This is a genomic window from Flavobacterium sp., assembly GCF_023151265.1.
Lineage (GTDB): Bacteria > Bacteroidota > Bacteroidia > Flavobacteriales > Flavobacteriaceae > Flavobacterium.
Genome location: NZ_JAKLJH010000001.1, coordinates 30,219 through 51,838, shown reverse-complemented (window position 1 = coordinate 51,838; position 21,620 = coordinate 30,219). Strand labels below are relative to the sequence as shown.

23 protein-coding genes are annotated in these 21,620 nt (G+C 31.8%); 12 read left to right on the top strand and 11 right to left on the bottom strand.

The features are described from left to right. From L6Q46_RS00265 to L6Q46_RS00245, 5 genes are all read right to left on the bottom strand, one after another. Nucleotides 1-596 (bottom strand): rhomboid family intramembrane serine protease (locus L6Q46_RS00265; RefSeq protein ID WP_291282606.1); only part of this gene is annotated, 596 nt, incomplete at its 3' end. Further along, nucleotides 596-2,452, bottom strand: coding sequence for a DNA mismatch repair endonuclease MutL (mutL, locus tag L6Q46_RS00260; protein ID WP_291282605.1), 1,857 nt, complete (start codon nt 2,450-2,452; stop codon nt 596-598). The genes L6Q46_RS00265 and mutL, both read right to left, overlap by 1 nt. Next, the gene (locus L6Q46_RS00255; RefSeq protein WP_111567680.1) at nt 2,452-2,745 is read right to left on the bottom strand and encodes a hypothetical protein; all 294 of its coding nucleotides are present in this window, start codon (nt 2,743-2,745) and stop codon (nt 2,452-2,454) included. The genes mutL and L6Q46_RS00255 overlap by 1 nt, the downstream gene beginning before the upstream one ends. A 116-nt stretch (nt 2,746-2,861) precedes the next feature. Beyond that, nucleotides 2,862-3,347, bottom strand: a complete 486-nt coding sequence (gene ribH / locus L6Q46_RS00250; RefSeq protein ID WP_026724848.1) for a 6,7-dimethyl-8-ribityllumazine synthase — start codon at nt 3,345-3,347, stop codon at nt 2,862-2,864. Nucleotides 3,348-3,349: 2 nt separating this feature from the next. After that, nucleotides 3,350-4,135: a tetratricopeptide repeat protein gene (locus L6Q46_RS00245; protein WP_291282604.1), complete on the bottom strand. Its 786-nt coding sequence runs from the start codon at nt 4,133-4,135 to the stop codon at nt 3,350-3,352. A 135-nt stretch (nt 4,136-4,270) separates the two neighbouring features. Here L6Q46_RS00245 and recF point away from each other — a divergent pair, with 135 nt between their 5' ends. The 9 genes from recF (at nt 4,271) to L6Q46_RS00200 (ending at nt 13,552) form a co-directional block, all read left to right on the top strand. Next, nucleotides 4,271-5,350, top strand: coding sequence for a DNA replication and repair protein RecF (gene recF / locus L6Q46_RS00240; protein ID WP_291282603.1), 1,080 nt, complete (start codon nt 4,271-4,273; stop codon nt 5,348-5,350). A 164-nt stretch (nt 5,351-5,514) separates the two neighbouring features. Further along, complete coding sequence (murB, locus tag L6Q46_RS00235) at nt 5,515-6,522, top strand: UDP-N-acetylmuramate dehydrogenase (RefSeq protein ID WP_291282602.1); 1,008 nt, start codon at nt 5,515-5,517, stop codon at nt 6,520-6,522. A 303-nt stretch (nt 6,523-6,825) separates the two neighbouring features. Further along, a complete protein-coding gene (locus tag L6Q46_RS00230; RefSeq protein WP_026724852.1) occupies nt 6,826-7,029 on the top strand; it encodes a hypothetical protein in 204 nt (67 codons plus the stop codon). A gap of 12 nt (nt 7,030-7,041) precedes the next feature. Then, on the top strand, nt 7,042-8,151 hold the full coding sequence (locus L6Q46_RS00225; protein WP_291282601.1) for a glycosyltransferase: 1,110 nt from the start codon (nt 7,042-7,044) through the stop codon (nt 8,149-8,151). Next, nucleotides 8,142-8,705: a sigma-70 family RNA polymerase sigma factor gene (locus L6Q46_RS00220; RefSeq protein WP_073580296.1), complete on the top strand. Its 564-nt coding sequence runs from the start codon at nt 8,142-8,144 to the stop codon at nt 8,703-8,705. The genes L6Q46_RS00225 and L6Q46_RS00220 overlap by 10 nt, the downstream gene beginning before the upstream one ends. Nucleotides 8,706-8,750: 45 nt before the next feature. Continuing rightward, entirely contained in the window at nt 8,751-9,197 is a 447-nt protein-coding gene (locus L6Q46_RS00215; RefSeq protein ID WP_291282600.1) for a hypothetical protein, read from the top strand. 107 nt (nt 9,198-9,304) lie between these two features. After that, entirely contained in the window at nt 9,305-10,180 is an 876-nt protein-coding gene (gene lipA, locus L6Q46_RS00210; RefSeq protein WP_111567673.1) for a lipoyl synthase, read from the top strand. Nucleotides 10,181-10,283: 103 nt separating this feature from the next. Beyond that, nucleotides 10,284-11,282, top strand: a complete 999-nt coding sequence (gene gap / locus L6Q46_RS00205) for a type I glyceraldehyde-3-phosphate dehydrogenase (RefSeq protein WP_291282599.1) — start codon at nt 10,284-10,286, stop codon at nt 11,280-11,282. Nucleotides 11,283-11,341: 59 nt separating this feature from the next. Then, complete coding sequence (locus L6Q46_RS00200; RefSeq protein WP_291282598.1) at nt 11,342-13,552, top strand: ATP-binding protein; 2,211 nt, start codon at nt 11,342-11,344, stop codon at nt 13,550-13,552. Here L6Q46_RS00200 and L6Q46_RS00195 read toward each other — a convergent pair. From L6Q46_RS00195 to L6Q46_RS00180, 4 genes are read right to left on the bottom strand one after another with little or no spacing between them, the layout of a single operon-like run. Further along, complete coding sequence (locus L6Q46_RS00195) at nt 13,527-14,339, bottom strand: purine-nucleoside phosphorylase (RefSeq protein WP_291282597.1); 813 nt, start codon at nt 14,337-14,339, stop codon at nt 13,527-13,529. The genes L6Q46_RS00200 and L6Q46_RS00195 overlap by 26 nt on opposite strands. Next, nucleotides 14,311-15,324 (bottom strand): tetraacyldisaccharide 4'-kinase, encoded by a 1,014-nt coding sequence (gene lpxK, locus L6Q46_RS00190; RefSeq protein ID WP_291282596.1) that lies wholly within the window; start codon nt 15,322-15,324, stop codon nt 14,311-14,313. The genes L6Q46_RS00195 and lpxK overlap by 29 nt, the downstream gene beginning before the upstream one ends. A 3-nt stretch (nt 15,325-15,327) precedes the next feature. Continuing rightward, nucleotides 15,328-15,609: a Txe/YoeB family addiction module toxin gene (locus tag L6Q46_RS00185; protein WP_291282595.1), complete on the bottom strand. Its 282-nt coding sequence runs from the start codon at nt 15,607-15,609 to the stop codon at nt 15,328-15,330. Further along, complete coding sequence (locus tag L6Q46_RS00180; RefSeq protein WP_291282594.1) at nt 15,585-15,839, bottom strand: DUF2683 family protein; 255 nt, start codon at nt 15,837-15,839, stop codon at nt 15,585-15,587. The genes L6Q46_RS00185 and L6Q46_RS00180 overlap by 25 nt, the downstream gene beginning before the upstream one ends. A 111-nt stretch (nt 15,840-15,950) precedes the next feature. Between L6Q46_RS00180 and L6Q46_RS00175 the strand changes: the two genes are divergently transcribed. From L6Q46_RS00175 to rluF, 3 genes are all read left to right on the top strand, one after another. Beyond that, on the top strand, nt 15,951-17,066 hold the full coding sequence (locus L6Q46_RS00175) for a Nif3-like dinuclear metal center hexameric protein (protein ID WP_291282593.1): 1,116 nt from the start codon (nt 15,951-15,953) through the stop codon (nt 17,064-17,066). Between the two features lie 2 nt (nt 17,067-17,068). Then, complete coding sequence (locus tag L6Q46_RS00170) at nt 17,069-17,848, top strand: C4-type zinc ribbon domain-containing protein (RefSeq protein WP_111567667.1); 780 nt, start codon at nt 17,069-17,071, stop codon at nt 17,846-17,848. Between the two features lie 241 nt (nt 17,849-18,089). Further along, complete coding sequence (gene rluF, locus L6Q46_RS00165; protein ID WP_291282592.1) at nt 18,090-18,878, top strand: 23S rRNA pseudouridine(2604) synthase RluF; 789 nt, start codon at nt 18,090-18,092, stop codon at nt 18,876-18,878. A gap of 44 nt (nt 18,879-18,922) precedes the next feature. On the opposite strand, the gene L6Q46_RS00160 is transcribed toward rluF, so the two are convergent. Together L6Q46_RS00160 and L6Q46_RS00155 are read right to left on the bottom strand one after the other, a co-directional pair. After that, nucleotides 18,923-19,339 (bottom strand): hypothetical protein, encoded by a 417-nt coding sequence (locus tag L6Q46_RS00160; RefSeq protein ID WP_291282591.1) that lies wholly within the window; start codon nt 19,337-19,339, stop codon nt 18,923-18,925. A 121-nt stretch (nt 19,340-19,460) separates the two neighbouring features. Then, nucleotides 19,461-21,611 carry an erythromycin esterase family protein gene (locus L6Q46_RS00155; RefSeq protein ID WP_291282590.1) on the bottom strand — a complete coding sequence of 717 codons (2,151 nt, stop codon included), beginning with the start codon at nt 21,609-21,611 and terminating at the stop codon, nt 19,461-19,463. Between the last annotated feature and the right edge of the window lie 9 nt (nt 21,612-21,620).

Sequence of the window (21,620 nt, the reverse complement as noted above, 5' to 3'; positions counted from 1 at the left end):
ACAATTACAGGTACAAAATATTTAGCTTTAATGGGAACGGGAATAAACATCATCATCAACTCGGCATTTGGAAACATAAAAGCAAAAGCCACTAATAATCCGTAAATTGCTCCAGAGGCTCCAACAGCAGGTGTGTTGAATGCATCACCCATTTGATTTACATAGTTTTGAAGCAAAGCCGTATCAGAAGCATTAATATTTACACTTCCTCCATTTAATAAAGTTTTAATATCTGCAATAGAAACACCACTTTGCAGTAAGAAATTTTGAGCGTCGTGAAAGTGATAATAATTAACTCCCGAATGAATTAAAGCAGCTCCCAATCCACAAGAAAGGTAAAAGAATAAAAATTTTTTAGCGCCCCAAAAATGCTCCAATGCGCTTCCAAAAGAAATCAACGCAAACATATTAAAGAAAATATGCATAGGACTTCCGTGCATAAACATATGCGTTATAGGTTGCCAAAACTTAAAGCCGTCACTTTCAAAATAATGAAGCGACAATAATTCATTAGCTTGTGGCACAAAATAACTTCCTATAAAAAATAAAACGTTAATAATTAATAACTGTTTTACGGTGTCGGTCATATTATTCATCATAAGGCAAATCTTTTATCTAAATCTTCTACCGTTAAGGTAATAAATGTGAGTTTTTGAAATGGAGAAACATTAGGATCTTTACATGCAAATAACGAATTTACTAAATTTTCTTGTTCCTTCACCGTCAAATACGTTCCTGTTTTCACAGCCATGCTTTTTGCCATCGATTTGGCAATACTATCGCTTTGTGAAAAACTACTTTCTGGAATTTCGTTTTGTAGATTACTAATTAATTCTTCTAAAACAATCGAAACTTCGCTTTCTGGCATACCAATTGGCAATCCAGAAATTTGAACTGAATCTGCATTAAAAGCATCAAAAACAAATCCAGTATTTTCTAACGATGATTGCAATTCGTTTATCAAAACCATTTCTTCCGAAGAAAAATACAATTCTAAAGGAAACAACAATTGTTGGCTCGACGCTTTCTGAACCGTAATATTAGTCAAAAATTGTTCATACAAAATACGCTCATGTGCACGTTGCTGATTAATGACTAACATACCCGATTTTATGGCGCTAATAATATATTTCTTTTGAATTTGATACGTCGAAGAAGATTTTGTTTCCTCAACCTCATCATCAAATAATTTTCCAGTTACTTCTTCGCTTTCAAACGAAAATTGCTCTAATTCTTGCGTATCCTGCTTTAATCCAACGTATAAACTTTCCCAATTTGCCGTAGAAGTTTCTTTTTTATAACTTCCAAAAGAAGAAAGCGATTTAGCCGCTGGTTTATCATTAGCAAATGGATTGAAACTGGAATCTACTTGAATTGTAGGAAAATCAGCTTCTTTATCTTTGTATTGATACGGCGTGTCTAAATTGGAATCACGCTCAAAATCTAAAACTGGCGCTACGTTAAATTGCCCTAAACTATGTTTTACAGCCGAACGCAAAATAGCATATAACGAATGCTCGTCATCAAACTTAATTTCAGTTTTGGTAGGATGAATGTTGATATCAATCGTATGCGGTGGCACTTGCAAATACAAGAAATAACTAGGCTGATTACCTTCTTTTAGCAAACCTTCATAAGCACTCATAATCGCATGATGCAAATACGCACTTTTGATATATCTATCGTTTACAAAGAAAAACTGTTCGCCTCTACTCTTTTTAGCGAATTCTGGTTTTCCAACAAATCCTGTGATATTGATTAACTCGGTTTCTTCCGAAACTGGGACTAATTTTTCATTGGTTTTTCCACCAAAAATATTAACGATGCGTTGACGATAATTTGAACTTGGCAAATTATACAATTCGCTTCCATTATGAATCAAAGTGAACGAAATTGACGGATGTGCCATTGCTACACGTTGGAATTCATCCATTACATGACGAAATTCTACCGTTTCCGATTTTAAGAAATTTCTTCTGGCCGGAATATTGAAAAACAAATTCTTAACGGCAAACGAAGTTCCTTTTGGTAAAACCGCAACATCTTGGGTGACCAATTTACTTCCTTCAATAACGATATGTGTTCCTAATTCTTCTTGGTCTTGTTTGGTTTTCATTTCTACATGCGCAATCGCAGCTATAGAAGCCAATGCTTCGCCACGAAAACCTTTGGTATGCAAATCAAATAAATCTTCTGCTTTTCGAATTTTAGAAGTCGCATGACGTTCGAAACACAAACGCGCATCGGTAGTGTTCATACCTAAACCGTTATCGATAACTTGAACTAATGTTTTTCCGGCTTCTTTAACGATTAATTTAATATCTGTTGATTTAGCATCAACAGCATTTTCCAACAACTCTTTAACTACAGAAGCTGGACGTTGCACCACTTCTCCTGCAGCAATTTGATTGGCAACATGGTCGGGTAAAAGTTGAATAATACTCGCTGCCATTATTTTCTTCTAAATATGGAAAAATCAAAATCGATGATAAAGAAAAAGATCAAAACCAAAATTAAGGCAATGACAATAACACGCATATTGAAAGAACGATTTTTTCTATTTCTACTAGCATCTCTTGCATCACTCCATAACGCTCTCATGTCGTTATAACTTGCCGTTTCTCTATCGCGTCGTATTGGAGAATCAAAATCAAATGGATTATCAACCGTTTTACCTTCGTAATGACGAGGCGTGTAATTAAATCTTTTATTCTTTGGCATTCTACCTTTTCCAAACTTAATCATGTTGCATTATTTTTTTCAAATTTAAGGATTTTTACGCGTTTAATCTCCAAATTTTTGTTAACAAAAAATCCCGATGAAAATCGGGATTAGTATATTGATTTTAAAAGGATATCCTTTTATTTTCTATTCAAATCAACCATTTTAATTGCCGCAATAGCTGCTTCTACTCCTTTGTTTCCGTGTTTTCCTCCACTTCTATCTAACGACTGTTGCATGTTATTATCGGTTAGCACACAAAAAATGGTTGGTACATCGTATAAAAGATTTAAGTCTTTCATCCCTTGTGTAACACCTTCGCAAACGAACTCGAAATGCATGGTTTCGCCTTTAATCACACAACCAATCACAATTACAGCATCTAGCTCTAATTTTTCATGCATTTGGCGCGCTCCGAAAATCAATTCAAAACTTCCTGGTACGTTCCAACGGATGATGTTTTCTGGCAAAGCACCACAATCAGTCAAAGCTGCAAAAGCTCCGTTATACAAACCTTCTGTTACTTGCTCGTTCCATTCTGAAACAACAATCCCAAACCGAAAATCTTTCGCGTTTGGGATTGTGTTTTTATCGTAATTGGATAAATTTTTATTTTCTGTTGCCATTCTTATTCTGTCATTGCAATGAAAGCATCAATATTTAAACTTTCTTTAGAAGTTTCATATTTTTCTTTAATCTCAACAAATAATTTGTGAGCTTCTGCTTTTTTACCAGCAGTTAAATATAATTGAGCCGCTTTGAATAAAAATCTTGGCGTAGTAAAATCGTTATCTGAAGCTTCAGCTGCTTTTTTATAGTATGAAATAGCATCATCAACTTTATTTGTTTCAGATAAAGCATCTCCTATAGCTCCTAAAGCGATAGGCTTTAAAATAGCATCATCCGATTTGAATTTCTCCAAATAAGCAATTGCATTTTTAAAATCACCTAAATTTAAGTAAGCCATACCAGCGTGGTAGTTAGCCAAGTTTCCAGCTGCAGTTCCAGAGTATTGATCTGCTATTGCCAAGAAACCTAATTTACCTTCCCCACCTTTAAGTGCCAAATTGTATAAAGAATCATTCTTTTCTGTAGCATCAACTGCTTGTTGAAAATATTGTTGTGCTTGAAAAATTTCGTTTGCTGCTTTCTCTTCTTTTGGCTCAACAACAAATCTATTGAATAATAAATATCCTAAAGTTCCAATCGCAATTGCACCTACAATACCTAAAAGTACTTTTTGATTTTTTGCTACCCAATCCTCAGTTTTTGAAGCTGTCTCATCTAAAGTATTGAAAACCTCAGCTGTAGTACTATCTTTTACATCAACTGCTTCTACTTCTTCAAACTCGTTTTCAACTTTTGCTTCTTCAGGTTTTGGAGCTTTGTAACCTCTTTTGTTATATGTTGCCATTTATTTTTAATTTAATGAGGTGCAAAAATATAATTTTTATTAAAATTTAAAACCATTTTTGTAGATATTTTTAAGATTTTCAATTTACTTTTGCAGGAAGTCTTACTTTTAGTCATCTAACAACCCTTATTTATTGTGTTTTTAAAACAGTTATCTTTACTTAATTATAAGAATTTAGCCCAAATCGAATTTGATTTTGACGCTAAAATCAATTGTTTTGTTGGGAAAAACGGCGTTGGAAAAACCAATATTTTAGATGCTATTTACCATTTGGCCTACGGAAAAAGCTATTTCAATCCGTTAGCGGTTCAAAATATCAAACATGGTGAAGAGTTTTTTGTGATTGATGCTTTACTTGAAAAAAACAGTAAAGAAGAAAAAATTGTTTGCAGTTTAAAAAAAGGACAAAAAAAAACAATTAAAAGAAACGGAAAAGTTTACGATAAGCTATCTGAACATTTAGGATTAATTCCGTTAGTGATTATATCACCTTCTGATGCCGATTTAATTGTAGAAGGAAGCGAAACAAGAAGAAAATTCATAGATAGCGTTATTGCAACTTTAGACAATTCGTATTTACAATTGCTGATTCAATACCAAAAAACGTTAGCGCAACGCAATGCTTTATTGAAATATTTCGCTTTGAATCAGACTTTTGACGCGGATAATTTATCCATTTACAACGAACATTTAAGCAATTCTGGACAACTAATTTTCGAAAAAAGAAACCAATTTTTAAACGATTTTATTCCAATTTTCGAAAAACATCACACGAATATTTCTGGCGGAAATGAATCGGTTGCCTTGCGTTACGAAAGTCAGTTGTTCGAAAAAGATTTACTATCGCTTTTAGAAGAATCGTTACAAAAAGACCGAATTATACAATATACAAGTTCCGGAATTCACAAAGACGATTTGGTTTTTGAAATTGATGGTTTCCCAATTAAAAAATTTGGTTCGCAAGGCCAACAGAAATCATTTTTGATTGCTCTGAAATTGGCTCAATTCGAATTTATGAAAAAACAAAGTGGCGAATTACCGATTCTTCTTTTTGATGATATTTTCGATAAATTAGACGAAACGCGTGTGCAAAAAATCGTTACCATGGTGAATGATGCCGTTTTTGGACAAATATTCATTTCCGACACACATGCCGAACGAACGGAGATGATTATTAAAGAAACGCATCAATCGTATAAAATATTTCCAATTTAATTTTGGAACGCGGATAAAACGGATTCTACAAAACGCAAATGAAACGGATTTTGCTTTGCGTGCTTTGAGAAAAAACTTGGCGACCTTTGCGTTTAAATTTACACTAAGTATCCTTTAATTTGAAAATTACCACATAAACATTACATTTGAAAAAAATTATTCTAATGAATATTCAAACCAATTTCTCTTTAAAAAACTACAATACTTTCGGAATTGACGCTAAAGCCAAACAATTTGTTTCGGTAACTTCGATTTCTGAATTGAAAGAAGTATTGACAGCGAACAACGATATTTTTATTTTGGGTGGCGGAAGCAATATGTTGTTAACGCAAGACATTGAAAAATTAGTCGTTCATGTTAATTTGAAAGGAAGAGAAATTGTTGAAGAAAATGATGATTTTGTAATTGTAAAAGCACAAGCTGGCGAAAATTGGCACGAGTTTGTACTTTGGTGCATCGACCAAAATTTTGGCGGAATTGAGAATTTATCCTTAATTCCAGGAAATGTTGGTACGACTCCAATTCAAAATATTGGAGCTTATGGTGTGGAAATTAAAGACACTATGTTTTCTTGTGAAGCTTTAAACCTGAAATCATTAGAAATCGAAACGTTTACCAATGCACAATGTAAATTCGAATATCGTGAAAGTGTGTTCAAAAACGAATTGAAAAATAAATACATCATAACTTCTGTCAGTTTTAAATTAACGAAGAAAAATCATAAAGTTTCTACTACTTATGGTGCTATCGAAACCGAATTAAAACAAAACGGAATAGAAAACCCAACATTAAAAGACGTTAGTAACGCTGTAATTGCTATTCGTCAAAGTAAATTACCTGACCCGAAAGAATTAGGTAATAGTGGAAGTTTCTTTAAAAACCCAATTATCGCAAAAGAAGCTTACGAAAAAGCAAAAGCACTTCACCCAGAAATGCCGCATTATGTGGTTTCAGAAACCGAAGTAAAAGTTCCTGCTGGTTGGTTAATTGAACAAGCTGGTTTTAAAGGAAAACGTTTTGGTGATGCGGGTGTACATAAAAATCAAGCCTTGGTTTTAGTCAATTACGGAACTGCAACAGGAGCCCAAATTGTAGCACTTTCGAGAAATATCCAACAAACGATTTTAGAAAAATTCGGAATTGCAATAGAAGCAGAAGTTAACATTATTTAGTTGGGAGTTTAAAATCTTTGTATTCTTTTTAAAACACATAGACACATTAGGTTTGCTTTGTTTAGATTTTAGTCCGAAGCTGGACGTTTCACTCTGCATAGTTAACATAAGAAATCCGTTTAAATCTGCGTTTTGCATTAGCAAATCTGTTCTATCCGCGTGCTAAATTTTCTAACTTTAAAGATTTCTTCCATTTCTTAAATCTGTGTTCCAAAAATTTTGAATTTGTTTTTTGAGATTTGTTTGAAATTTGGGATTTGTTATTTGGATTTTAATTAATTTTGCAGTTCAAAATAGAAAAAGATGAAACTTGTATTGGTAACCATTGGACTTTTAGGACTTGCGTTTGCAGGTATCGCGATAAAAATTTGGGCAAAAAAAGACGGAAAATTTGCTGGAACTTGTGCTAGCCAAAGTCCGTTTTTAAATAAAGATGGAGAAAACTGTAGCTACTGCGGAAAAACTCCTGAACAAATGAAAGACTGCAGCGAACCTTCGCACTCTTAATTTTCAAAATTTATGATACTAACAATACTCTTAATCGCTTTTGCGGTTATCGTGTTTATTCAATTTATTTATTACCTTTTTATTTTCGGAAAATTCTCATTTGGTAAAAAAACCGAGGGAACTCCGAAACGTTTACCTATTTCCATAATTGTTTGTGCTAAAAACGAAGAAGAAAATATCAAAAAATATTTTCAATCTTTGGTTACCCAAAATTATCCAGATTACGAAATTGTCTTAATTGACGATGCTTCGAGCGATGAGACTTTGGAACTATTTGAAAGTTACGAAAAGCAATATCCGAATGTGAAATTGGTAAAAGTTCAAAACAACGAAGCGTTTTGGGGCAATAAAAAATTCGCGCTAACTTTAGGAATCAAAGCAGCAAAAAATGAGTATTTAGTATTTACCGATGCGGATTGTTATCCAGCGTCAAACGATTGGTTGTTGCAAATTTCGACTCAATTTACCAAAGAAAAAACGATTGTTTTAGGTTATGGTGCTTACGAAAAAGTGAAGAATTCTTTCCTAAACAAAATCATCCGTTTTGAAACGATGTTAACCGCTACACAATATTTTTCTTGGGCAAAAATTGGCAAACCTTATATGGGTGTTGGGCGCAATTTAGCTTATAAAAAAGAAGAATTTTTCAACGTTCGTGGTTTTATGGATCACATGAAAATTCGTTCGGGTGATGATGATTTATTTATTAATCAAGCGGCTACGAAAAAGAATACAGCAATTTTATACACACCAGAAAGTTTTACTTTTTCGGAACCAAAAACAACTTTTTCGTCTTGGGTATATCAAAAAAGAAGACACGCTACCACTGCGAAATTCTACAAAGGATTTGATAAATTTCAATTGGGATTATTTTTCTTTAGTCAGTTTTGGTTTTTAGTTTTAGCGATTGTTTTACTGGCGTTTCAATTCCAATGGATGATTGTGACTGGAATTATCGTTTTTAGATATTTATTCACTTGGATTTCTTTAGGTTATGCCGCTGGAAAACTAAAAGAAAAAGATGTGATGTATTGGTATCCAATTATTGAAATTGTGCTTATCTTTACCCAACTAAGCGTATTTTTTAGAAATCTCATCTCAAAACCTGTACATTGGAAGTAAATTCGGTAATCATTCAAGAAAACATTGAAAAAGCAAAAAAGGGAGACCAAGTTGCTTTCACGTTTTTATTGGATTTTTTCTGGAATGAAGTCTATGGATTCATGCTAAAACGCACTGAAAACGAAACCGATACCGAAGACATTGTAATTGAAACTTTCGCAAAAGCGTTTGATAAAATCGCTACCTACAATCCCGAATATGGTTTTAATACTTGGTTGATTGCGATTGCAAAAAACGTTCATATCGACATGCTTCGTAAAAAGAAATCATCTTTGTTTATTGAAATGAATGACGAAGAAGACCACCAAGCTTACAGCGTTGCTGATGATTCCAATTCTGCTGAAGACGAATTGATTATCGAGCAAAATTTAGCCCAATTACTACAATACATCAAACAATTGAAACCTGCTTATCAGGAAGTCATTCAAATGCGTTATTTTCAAGAAATGACGTATCAAGAAATGGCAGAACAAATTGATGAACCACTCAATAACATCAAAATTAAGTTACTTCGAGCTAAGAAATTGTTGGCTGAGATTATTTCGGGGAAGTAAATATTTTATTAACTTTATCTGAAGTTTAACTATTCATTAAAGCATATGAAAAATATCAAATGGCTTTTGCCCTTTATAATTTTACTTTCTTCGTGTTCTGAAAAGCAAACTAATAATATTGAGATCGAATTCAATTTTAATCACACTCTAACTTGGGATTCATCCTCTAATCGTTTTGTTGAAAATAAAAACTTTAATGATTTAAAAGTTAATTACATCAAAAACAGAGATGCAATTATTGAAAGTATATTAGATACAACATCATTAAATGTTAAAAGTTGTATAAAACAAAATAGTTGCCTAAGAAAAGGAGATTTATCAATTATTTTTATGAAATCTATTGAGTATGTAAATTTTTCAAAAATATTTTCTGGAAATCGATTTGATCATTTTTATAATTGTAATTATCCGATAGGCTTATTTGATCATATTGAACGAAATCGAATTACTTTTGTTGAAAAATTGAAAAAAGAGAAAATCGATTTTAAATAATCTTCTTTTACATTTCCTAAAACTTTCCTAAAGTTTTCTCATTTTCTAAATTCTTACTTCTAAATTCTAAATTTCTAATCGTATCTTTGCCTATCAAAATTTTGATTATGGACACGGCTATTGATAATGTTTTTCCACCAAGAGAACCCAAACCAAAATGGTTGCGCGTAAAATTACCAACAGGTAAAAACTACACCGAACTTAGAGGTTTAGTAGACAAATACAAACTGAATACAATTTGTACTTCGGGAAGTTGTCCTAATATGGGCGAATGTTGGGGCGAAGGAACCGCAACTTTCATGATTTTAGGAAATATCTGTACACGTTCGTGCGGGTTTTGTGGTGTGAAGACTGGTCGACCAGAAACGGTGGATTGGGACGAACCTGAAAAAGTAGCGCGTTCTATCAAAATTATGAACATCAAACATGCGGTTATTACTAGTGTGGATCGTGATGATTTAAAAGATATGGGTTCGATTATTTGGGCAGAAACCGTGAAAGCCATTCGCCGAATGAATCCTAATACTACTTTAGAAACGTTAATTCCAGATTTTCAAGGAAATACTAGAAATTTAGATAGAATTATTGAAGTTGCTCCAGAAGTAGTTTCCCACAACATGGAAACCGTAAAACGTTTAACACGTGAAGTTCGTATTCAAGCGAAATATGAAAAAAGTTTAGAGGTTTTGCGTTACTTGAAAGAGCAAGGCATCAAAAGAACGAAATCGGGTATCATGTTAGGTTTAGGTGAAACGGAAGAAGAAGTAATTCAAGTTTTACACGATTTAGCGGATGCAAAAGTGGATATTGTTACGATTGGTCAGTACTTACAACCAAGTAAAAAACACTTACCAGTTAAAGAATACATCACACCTGAACAATTTGCGAAATACGAAAAAATTGGAAAAGAATTAGGTTTTAGACATGTGGAAAGTGGTGCTTTAGTACGTTCTTCTTATCATGCAGAGAAACATATTCATTAAAAAGGTTATGAGGTTAGAAGGTTATAAGTTTAAAAGGGTTGGCAAAACCTCTAAACTTAATTTCCTTTTAAACTTTTAAACCCATAAACTTTTAAACTTAAGAATGAAAACAAAAATTGCTATTAATGGTTTTGGAAGAATTGGACGTAATTTGTTCCGATTGCTTTTGAATCATCCTACTATTGAAGTGGTTGCCATAAACGACATTGCCGATAATAAAACAATGGCGCATTTGGTAAAATACGATAGCATTCACGGTGTTTTGAATCATAAAGTTTCGTTTTCTGACGATTCGATTATCATTGATGATAAATCCTATTTGTTTTTTCACGAAAGAGAAATTAAAAATTTAGATTGGAAATCAGTTAATGTTGATATTGTTATTGAATCGACAGGGAAATTCAAAACGTTTGAAGATATTAACCAACATATTTTAGTTGGAGCGAAAAAGGTAATTCTTTCAGCGCCATCTGAAGTTGATGAAATAAAAACCGTTGTTTTAGGGGTTAACGAACACATTTTAGATGGAAGCGAAACGATAATTTCCAATGCAAGTTGTACGACAAATAATGCCGCTCCGATGATTAAAATCATTCAGGAATTGTGCGAAATTGAACAAGCATACATTACCACGGTTCACTCTTACACTACTGACCAAAGTTTACACGACCAACCACATAAAGATTTACGTCGAGCTCGTGGTGCAGCACAATCAATTGTTCCAACAACAACTGGAGCAGCAAAAGCTTTGACTAAAATATTCCCAGAATTAGAAGGAAAAATTGGTGGGTGTGGTATTCGAGTTCCAGTTCCTGATGGTTCATTGACCGATATTACATTCAATGTTAAACGACAAGTTTCTATTGAAGAAATCAACCAAGCATTTAAAAAAGCTGCTGAAACTAATTTTAAAGGAATCTTAGATTATACTGAAGATCCAATCGTTTCTGTGGATATTATCGGAAATCAAAACTCTTGTTTATTTGACGCGCAATTAACTTCTGTTATCGATAAAATGGTTAAAATTGTGGGTTGGTATGATAATGAAATAGGCTATTCTTCTAGATTAATTGATTTAATTACGTTCGTTTCTAAAAAATAAAGTTTTTTATTATCGCTAAAAAACTTAAATTGCAGGGTTAAATTTAACTCAGGCATTTCTTGATTAAACGACTTTTCATATTATTTCTACTCGTAACTATAAATGGTTACACGCAGTCTGTCTATAAAGATGCAGGAAAAATTAGCGATAGTACTGACTACTATTTAGAAATTGGTCTTTTTAACAAAGAAGCTAAAAAATCATATACAAAAGCCATTTTATATACCGAAAAAGCGATTGAATATGCTAAAAAAAATAAATTAGACAAAAAATTAGCCGATTGCTATCTACAACTTGCTACTATTTTTTACGAACTTGAAAAAAATGACTTAGCCATTGATTATTACATCAGAGCAATTAGCATTTTTAGCAAAAGCGAGCCAAATTCAAATATTGCACTTTCTTACTATGGTTTGGGAAAATGTTATCTTAAAAAAAACAATATCGCCTTTGCTGAAATTTACTTTGAGAAAGCAACTGTTGTTTATAAAAGTTTAAATTTCCTTGAAGCTATTGAGTTAATCAATCTTCAAAAAGCCATTATTAAAAAAGAAAAAGGAAAATACAACGAAGCCTCTATAATTTTAAAAAGAGTAATTGAGAATATTAGCGATGATGCTTTTTTGAGTACAAAAACTGAAGCTTATATTCAGTTGGGAGAAATTGAAATCATTAAGAAAAATTTTTCGCAAGCAATTAATTTTCTAAATCTTGCCAATCAAACCAACGAAGCAAACAATAACGATTACCAACTTACGAAACGTATTTACAAACTTCTTAGTACTACTTATGAAAAGAGTAAAAACATTTCGAATGCTAATTTATATCTAAAAAAATACGCTGATTTAACGGATTCAATTGGAAAATATTACAACACTTATGTTGCTGAAAATACCGTTGATAAAATTCAATTTGATAAGCAACTTAAAACGATTGAACAATTAGATAAAGAGAAAAAAAGTCAGCAAAAAACGCTACGATTTTCTAAATTGATTAGTATTTTGAGTATTGCTCTGATTTCGATTTTATCGTTATTGAGTTTATCATTATACAAAAACAACAAAATTAGAATTAGCACTAACAAACTTTTAAAAGAGAAAAACAAGGAACTAACCATTGAAAAAGAAAAAGCAGAACGAGCATCAAAAGCTAGAGCTGATTTCTTATCAACTGTAAGTCACGAACTTCGAACGCCTTTGAACGCCATTAATGGTATTACCTATCTTTTATTACAAGAAAAACCAAAAGCAAGTCAATTAAACTATTTAAAATCACTTGAATTTTCTGGAAATTATTTACTTAACTTCATCAATGACATTTTAGAAATCAACCGTTTAGAATCGGATAAAGTAGTACTCGAAAAAATAAATTTCAACTTATCCGAGCTTACAGAGAACATCGTGATTTCCTTCAAAGAATTTATACACGAAAATAACATCAAATGTCATCTAGATATTGATAAATCTATTGATTATAATTTGAAAGGTGACCCAACAAAATTATCGCAAATACTTATTAATCTTCTCAATAATGCTATTAAATTTAGTAAAAACGGAGATGTTTGGTGCACCATAAAAAAGAAAGAAGAAACAGAAAATAATGTAACTTTATTTTTTGAAATAAAAGATAACGGAATTGGAATTCCAAAAGAAAAACAAGATGCCATTTTTGACAGTTTTAGCCAAGGATCGGTTGAAATTAATCGCACTTATGGAGGAACAGGTTTAGGACTTTCCATTGTGAAGAAAATCTTAGAATTAATGGGAAGTGAAATTCACTTAACAAGTGAATCTGGAAAAGGAAGTACTTTTGGTTTTGAATTACAATTTGAAAAAGGAGTTGCAAGCAAAACTAAAATAATTGAAACTAAACCTGATATTACGCTACTAAACGAGAAAAAAGTCCTTTTAGTTGAAGACAATAAAATCAACCAAATGATTACACAAAAAATGCTTGAAAAAAGAGGCATTTCATGTAAAATTATCGACAATGGAGAAGATGCAATTGAAGATGCAAAAGTAAACAACTACGATTTAATTCTTATGGATGTTCACCTTCCAGGAATTAATGGAACTGAAGCAACTAGTGAAATTAGAAAATTCAACAACCACACACCTATTGTGGCATTAACAGCAATATCTCTTAATGAAAACAGAGAAATGCTCTTGTCCTACGGCATGAATGAAGTAATCACCAAACCTTTTGAACCAGAGCATTTCTATACGGTTGTTACCAAATACTTAACTAGTACTGAGCAATCAAATTCTTAATTAAGTTTCTTACATGAGGTTCTGCTTTTTGAGCCGCTTGTAAGACTTCTTCATGGTTTACTTCTTCGATATTATCCTCGTCACCCATATCGGTAATTACAGAAACACCAAAACATTCCATATTCATGTGACGCGCAACAATGACTTCTGGAACGGTTGACATTCCAACGCAATCTGCGCCTAAGGCTTTTACCATTTTATATTCAGCAAGGGTTTCAAAGGTTGGACCTTGTAATCCTAAATAAATTCCTGTTTTAAGATAAATATTTAAATCCTCAGCCAATTCAAATGCTTTCTCAATCATAGCTTTAGAATAAGGCTCGCTCATATTTACGAATCTTGGTCCAAAACGTTCATCGTTATGACCTCGTAATGGATGTTCGGGCATCATATTAATATGATCTGTAATCACCACAACATCTCCAACAACATATTCAGGATTAACACCTCCCGAAGCATTGGAAACAATCAATCTTTCAACTCCTAAATATTTCATTACACGAACTGGAAACGTTACTTGCTTCATATCGTAGCCTTCATAAAAATGAAAACGTCCTTGCATTGCCACCACTTTTTTCCCTTGAATGGTTCCAAAAACCAAAGCACCTTGATGACCTTGAACCGTTGAAACTGGAAAATTTGGAATTTCTGAATAAGGCAATGTATGTTCGATAGTAATATCCGCTGTAAATCCTCCTAATCCTGAACCTAAAATTACGCCGTATTCTGGAGTAAAATTGGTTTTGTTTTTAATATAACTAACTGTTTCTTGAACCTTTTCCCACATAATCTTCTATCGTTTTATCAATATTTGTATTTAAAAAAGTAGATTTTATTGGTAAATAGAACAATTGCGATTTTGGCAATAATCCGTTTAAACGAACAAAATCTTTTTCTGTTGTAATTATTTTTCTTCCGCTAGCTTTCGCTAAAATTTGCTCACAATCTTGTCTCGAAAAATGATGATGATCTGGAAACACCAAAGTATCATCCTTTTCACTTTGTAGAAAATCGAAGAACAATTTAGGTTTTGCAATTCCAGCAACCAACACTTTACTTTCTGATTGAATTTCGGAAACCAATAATTGACTATCATTTCCAAAAACATAATCATCGTACTGAATTGTAGTGAAGAAAACTTGTTGCTTTACCTTCAACTTCTCTCTGATTTTCTGCTGTGCAAGTTCGGACAAATCGTTCGGACATTTTGTGACAATTATCATATCGGCACGTTTTTTTCCTGAAGACGGTTCGCGTAAATTCCCGAAAGGCAAAATAAAATCATCACAAAACAAATCGTCATAAGCCGAAAGCAAAATATAAAACCCAGCTTTTACTTTTCTGTGTTGAAAAGCGTCATCCAATAAAATAACATCAGGCTTGTTTGAGAGTTGTAATAAATTTTCAATTCCGTTTTTACGATTGGCATCAACCGCTACTTGAATATTTGGAAATTTTGAATAAAACTGAAAAGGTTCATCACCAATAGAGCTCGCAGTTGCGTTTTCGTCCGCCAAAATAAAACCTTCAGAAGTTCGTTTGTAACCGCGACTCAAAACCGCGACTTTATATTTATCAGATAGTAAACGAATTAAATATTCGATTTGAGGTGTTTTTCCAGTTCCACCAACGCTTAAATTTCCAACAGCAATTATTGGAATAGTAAAGGAATAACTTTTGAAAATGCCTTTGTCGTAAAGCCAATTTCGGATAAACGTAATAAGCCAATACAAAAAGGCTAACGGAAAAAGTATTTTTCGAAGGAAATCCATAGGTTATTTGTCAGAATAATGTCCCATTGCAGAAACTATAGTTACCGTAACAATATTTTCTTCAACTTTATAAATCATTCTGTCTTTAGCATTAATTCTTCTGGACCAATAACCGGAAAATTCGTATTTTAAAGCTTCTGGGTTTCCATAACCTTCAAAAGGATTTTCAGTTAGTTCTACCATAATTTTCTCTATGGCTTTGATTGAATTTTTATTACCTGACTTTATATGCTTGTCTATATCTTTTTGAGCAATTTTAGTTACTTTAAGCCTAAACTTCCCCATACATCATTAGGATCAATCGTTATACAATCTCCATTTTTAATATTTTCCTCTGCTTTTTTCATTTTTGCAATAAAAGCATCGCTGTAAATACTCTTTTCTTTTTTGGTTTTTTTATCATCGGACTTAATTATCTCAACGTCTTTACCTTCGGCAAAAAAAGTCTTTGCAAACTCTAAGAAAGCTTTGCCCTTTTTTGAACGCTCGTTAATTTTTATGGTTATTGTTGTCATAACAGATGAATTTGTTTTACAAATATACAAAAATCGTGCTAATATATTTTCTACCAAAAATCATAATATAAACGAATTGAATTTTTATCTTTGATATATAAATTAAAACAAATGAAACTTTCCGATATACTTTCTATTCTTGAAGAAATGGCGCCATTAGGTTATGCCGAAGATTTTGACAATGTTGGACTTTTAGTTGGAAATCCGAATCAGGAAATTGATGGCGTTTTAGTTTGTCATGATGCATTGGAATCGGTTATTGATGAGGCGATTTCGAAAAAATGTAATTTGGTAGTTTGCTTCCATCCTATTTTGTTTTCGGGAATTAAGAAAATTACGGGTAAAAATTATGTGGAACGTGCGATTTTAAAAGCAATAAAAAATGATATTGCAATTTATGCGGTTCATACTGCTTTGGACAACCATCAAAAAGGTGTGAATAAAATTTTCTGTGATGCGTTAGGGTTGAAACTTTCGAAAGTTTTAATTCCGAAAGAAAATTACATTCAAAAATTAGTTACTTATACGATTCCAGAAAATGTTGAAAAATTGCGAAATGCCTTATTTGATGCTGGAGCTGGAACCATTGGAAATTATGAAGATTGTAGTTTTAGTTCGAAAGGAATTGGAACGTATATGGGAAATGAAAATTCGAATCCGCAAATTGGCGAACGTTTTGAATTTGTAGAAAACGAAGAAATTAAAATTGAAATGACGTTTGAAAAGCATTTACAAGGGAAAATCTTGAAAGCTTTATTCAAAAATCATGTGTATGAAGAAGTAGCTTATGAAATTTATCAATTGGAAAATAAACACCAAAATATTGGTTTAGGTCGCGTGGGTGAATTCGAAAATCCGCTTTCTGAAACCGAATTTTTGCAATTGGTAAAAGAAAAATTAGAATGTGACGGCATCAGACATTCAGCTTTTACCGGAAAATCAATAAAAAAAGTAGCTGTTTTAGGCGGAAGTGGTAGTTTTGCAATCAAGAATGCAATTTCCTCAGGAGCAGATGCTTATCTTACGGCCGACATAAAATATCACCAATTCTATGAAGCTGAAAATCAGTTACTTTTGGCCGATATTGGACATTTTGAAAGCGAAAGATTTACAAAAAATTATATTGTTGATTTTCTTAAAGAAAAAATCACTAATTTTGCACCAAATTCGCTGCAATGCGGAATTATTTTATCAGAAGAAAATACAAATCCAGTTAAGTACTTTTAAATATGGCAACAATCAAAGAGCTAAGTGTAGAAGATAAGTTAAGAGCCCTTTATGCTTTACAACTAGTTGATTCTAAAATAGACGAAATAAGAAATGTAAGAGGAGAATTGCCTCTTGAAGTAGAAGATTTAGAAGATGAAGTTGCAGGACTTTCTACTCGTTTAGAGAAACTAAAAAGTGATTTAGAGACTATTGACGATCAAATCAAAGAAAAGAAAAATGCTATCGACGAGCACAAAGCTGCGATTAAAAAATATTTAGAGCAACAAAAAAACGTTCGTAACAATAGAGAATTCAACTCTTTAACTAAAGAAGTGGAGTTTCAGGAATTAGAAATTCAATTGGCTGAAAAACACATTAAAGAAATGAAAGCTTCTATTGAGCACAAAAAAGAAGTAGTAGCTCAAACTAAAGAAAAACTAGATGGAAAACAAACCCACTTAAAACATAAAAAAGCAGAATTAAGCGACATTATGGCTGAAACTGAAAAAGAAGAAAACTTCTTATCAGCAAAATCAGAAGAATTAAGAGGTCAAATTGAAGAGCGTTTAATTGCTGCTTACGACAGAATTAGAAACAGCGTAAGAAACGGTTTAGCGGTTGTTTCTATTGAGCGTGGCGCTTCTGCTGGTTCATTCTTTACAATTCCACCACAAACGCAAATGGAAATTGCAGCTCGCAAAAAAATCATTACAGATGAGCACAGTGGAAGAATCTTAGTAGACGGTGTTTTAGCTGACGAAGAAAAAGAAAAAATGGAAAAATTATTTGCTAGCATCTAATTGAATCCTTTTCCAAATAAATGAAAGTCCTTTTTTTTTTAAAAGGGCTTTTTTTTGTTTTTATCACACAGAGTTTCACAGAGTTTTTTTTGATTTTGATTGTGTTGAAAGAGTTACACAGAGCGCTTTACTTGTCTTTTTTTTGATTCAAAATTTTATAAAGTAACTTTGTGTTACTCTGTGAAAACTTTGAGAAACTTTGTGCGACAAAAAAATCACTAAAAAAACTTATCTTTGCATTATGGAAGAAAATACAGTACGCATCAACAAATTTTTATCGGAAACCGGTTTTTGTTCTCGTAGAGAAGCTGATCGTTTGATTGAGCAAGGTAGAGTGACTATTAACGGAAAGATTCCGGAAATGGGCACTAAAGTTGCGCCTGGTGATGAAGTTCGTGTGAATGGTGAATTGGTACAACAGAAAAATGAGAAACCTATTTATTTAGCGTTTTACAAACCTGCTGGAATTGAATGTACTACTAATTTGAGCGTGCGTGACAACATTGTTGATTTCATCAATTATCCAGAGCGTATTTTTCCTATTGGTCGTTTGGATAAAGCCAGTGAAGGTTTGATTTTTATGACGAATGATGGTGATATTGTAAACAAGATTCTTCGCGCAAGAAACAACCACGAAAAAGAATATATCGTAACCGTAAACAAACCAATTACGGATAGATTTATAGACCGAATGGCAAACGGAATTCCGATTTTAGAAACGATTACCAAGAAATGTAAAGTAGAACAAATTAGCAAATACGTTTTTCGAATTATTTTAACGCAAGGTTTGAATAGACAAATTCGTAGAATGTGTGAATATTTAGATTACGAAGTAACGGCTTTAAAACGTACTCGAATCATCAACATTTCTTTAGACGTACAAGAAGGCAAATACCGAAACTTAACCGATGCTGAAATAACAGAATTAAATAGATTAATAGAACCTTCTAGCAAAACCGAAGAAGCAAGTTTACCAAGTAATAAAGGGAAGTTTACTGGGAAGAGAAATTATGGGGAGAGGAATCGATAGAAAATATATTAATTTAAAAAAGTTAACCTGAGCAAAAGGTAATTTTATTTAATATTTTTGCTAGGTGAAGTTCTTATAAGTGAATGTATTATTTCTCTGTTTTTTAAATCAAATAAATCAAAATATTCGATATCATTTATTGTTTGATTTTTATAATAGAACATTTCAGATTCTTTAAAAAAGGTCTGAGTTCCTTTTTCAATAAAGTCAAATTTTATTTTTTTATTAGGAAATAGTTCATAGACAAATTCTATTTTTTCCGTTGATGAAATTATAAGATTTCCAGTTCCATTAGTTTCGAATACTATCTGATTGCACTCATAACAGTTAAATCCATTTTCTATTAAGAAATCCCAATTACCTACAATAAAGTTTTTATTATCAATTGTAAGATTGTTTGTTTCATCCTTACAACTAATAAAAAATTGAGCAACCATTAAAATTAATAGAATTTTTTTCATAAGTGATATTTATAATTATCTATAAATTTTTCTTTTCACAATTCACAGTACTTCCTTACAATTTATAAAACCCGTTTCAAAAAAATAAAAACTTTAATATTTTAAAAACATTTCAAAAGATTTAAAACTTAAAATCATTCCAAAAACCAGCATTATATTTTACTTTTTCAAACGAATGTTCTTCCTCTTTATTTTTTATTTGAATAGGATTTTGAATGTTAAAATCATTCCAATTTGAATTTACGATAATTTCAAATTCATCTTTATCAGATGTATTGTTATAAACATTTCCACATAAAACACTTGTAGATTGTGTAATGAAATAGTACTCACCAATCTTTGTAAAATCGGTAAGTATCGATTCGTTTTTATATTCTTTTGAAGTGTATTTTGACAACGAATTCTTAAGATTAAATCCTTCTCTGAAATGTTCTGGAAACTCAGTTACTGACCAATTTTCGAAAATCTTTACAATAGCAAAATCTTTTTTATTCACGTACAAATATCCTGAATAATCACTTAAGAAAACGCGTCTTGTAAAAGTGGAATGATTTCTTGGTGATGAATAATTAATCACAAAAACTTCTTCATTGTTGTACATCTTAGTTTCTTCAATTTGAAAAATAAATTTCTGAAACTTTCCTTTTTTCAAAAAAGGCGCATATTTTATTGGACAATTGTACATCAAACCATGATATTCTCTTAAGTTGTCGGACAAAAAATCGCCTTTCTTATTCCATCTTAACTCTTTTATATTTTTTGTACTTCTGTTGATATGATTTACGTAACCTAAATCATATTGTTCGGCAAAAAAATCAAAATCGAGATAAGTAATCGTTGCAATCTTGGCTTGTATATTCGTTTTCATCGATGAATTAAAGGGATTATCAGGATAATTTTTCTCCAAAGACTCAATAACGCTTTTCATTATCTGATAAGCTGTTCTTTTTCCGTAAATAACAACTTCATTTAATTCCCTTTTTTTAAGTTCATCATCATTAGGCTCTGATAAATTAGCCGTTAGTATATCTTTAGTTTTAGAAACTTTATTCTCTTCATCTGAATCTATTATAGTGGAAGGTGTAACACTTCTAAAATAGAGATAACCATCATGCAACTCATTTAATTTACTTTCCACAAATGTAATTGGGCTAAAAAGTCGATTCCATGCTAAAATTTGCATTCCAATTTGATTTGAAGAAATGAAAACATGTGGTGACGCATTTTTTTCTTTTAAAAAATACTCAAATGAGTGCTTTTTAATTGGTGTTTTGTGCCATTTATTTTGAAGATAAATAGAATCCTCAGCCGTTACAGCAGCTAAACTATACACCTTGCTTTTTAGTTCTCCTTTAATGTAAGAACCCATTGGTACAAACTCTTTTAATATAGGTTCAGTAATTGAACTCTTATTATTTACGAAATGTACGTTGGCTCCCCAACAAATTATTTTAGCCTCAGGATTTTGTTTCAAGTAAGCCAATAAATTATCCGCCATTTGTTTATCGCGAATATTGTCATATGAAGTTGTATTGAAAGTACTTGAAATCTCTTCTTTTGAAATAGCATCGTAACCTAACTCTAAAAGACTTTTTACAATTTGATTCCAATAAAACTTTTCTTCAGAATCTTTTTGCTGACTAATTTTAGTTTTAAATGATGTTAATTCGGTTTTAAATTGCTCATAAGAAATGTCTTCTTCATCAAACATACCAGAATTAGTAATCGATTCTAAAAGCAACTCAAAATCTTCTTGTTTCAGCTTTAATTTATAATTAATTCTTTTAGAATAGTTAAAAAAATCCTTAGAAAGATTAACCGTCCCATTCTTACCAGTAATCTGATAATCAAAACCAAACAGATTTAAATTTTTCTTATTCTGATTATAAAACTCGATAAAACTTTGAAATTCATTTCTTTTTGCCCAAATAGAAAACAAAGAATTTGAAAGTGATTCCTTTACATTTTGACCTTTCTCAATATTCTTTTGCGCTTTCCATACATCATAAATTCCAGATTCAAATGCGATTGTATTAAACCCCATCTCTTGATGCAAATATTGAACGATTTTAGTTTTCATTTCAAATACATTTCCATCAAAATGCGTATTTTCTCCAAGCATAACTACTTGAATATCTTTCAATTCTTCTTTTAAGAAACTAAAATCTGTGATTTCAGGATTTTGTGAAAGATTTATTGTTTTTGGATTGAATTCTTGTGAATAGATTGTAAAACCAAATAGAATAAATAAAATAACTAGTGTTTTTTTCATTGCAATATC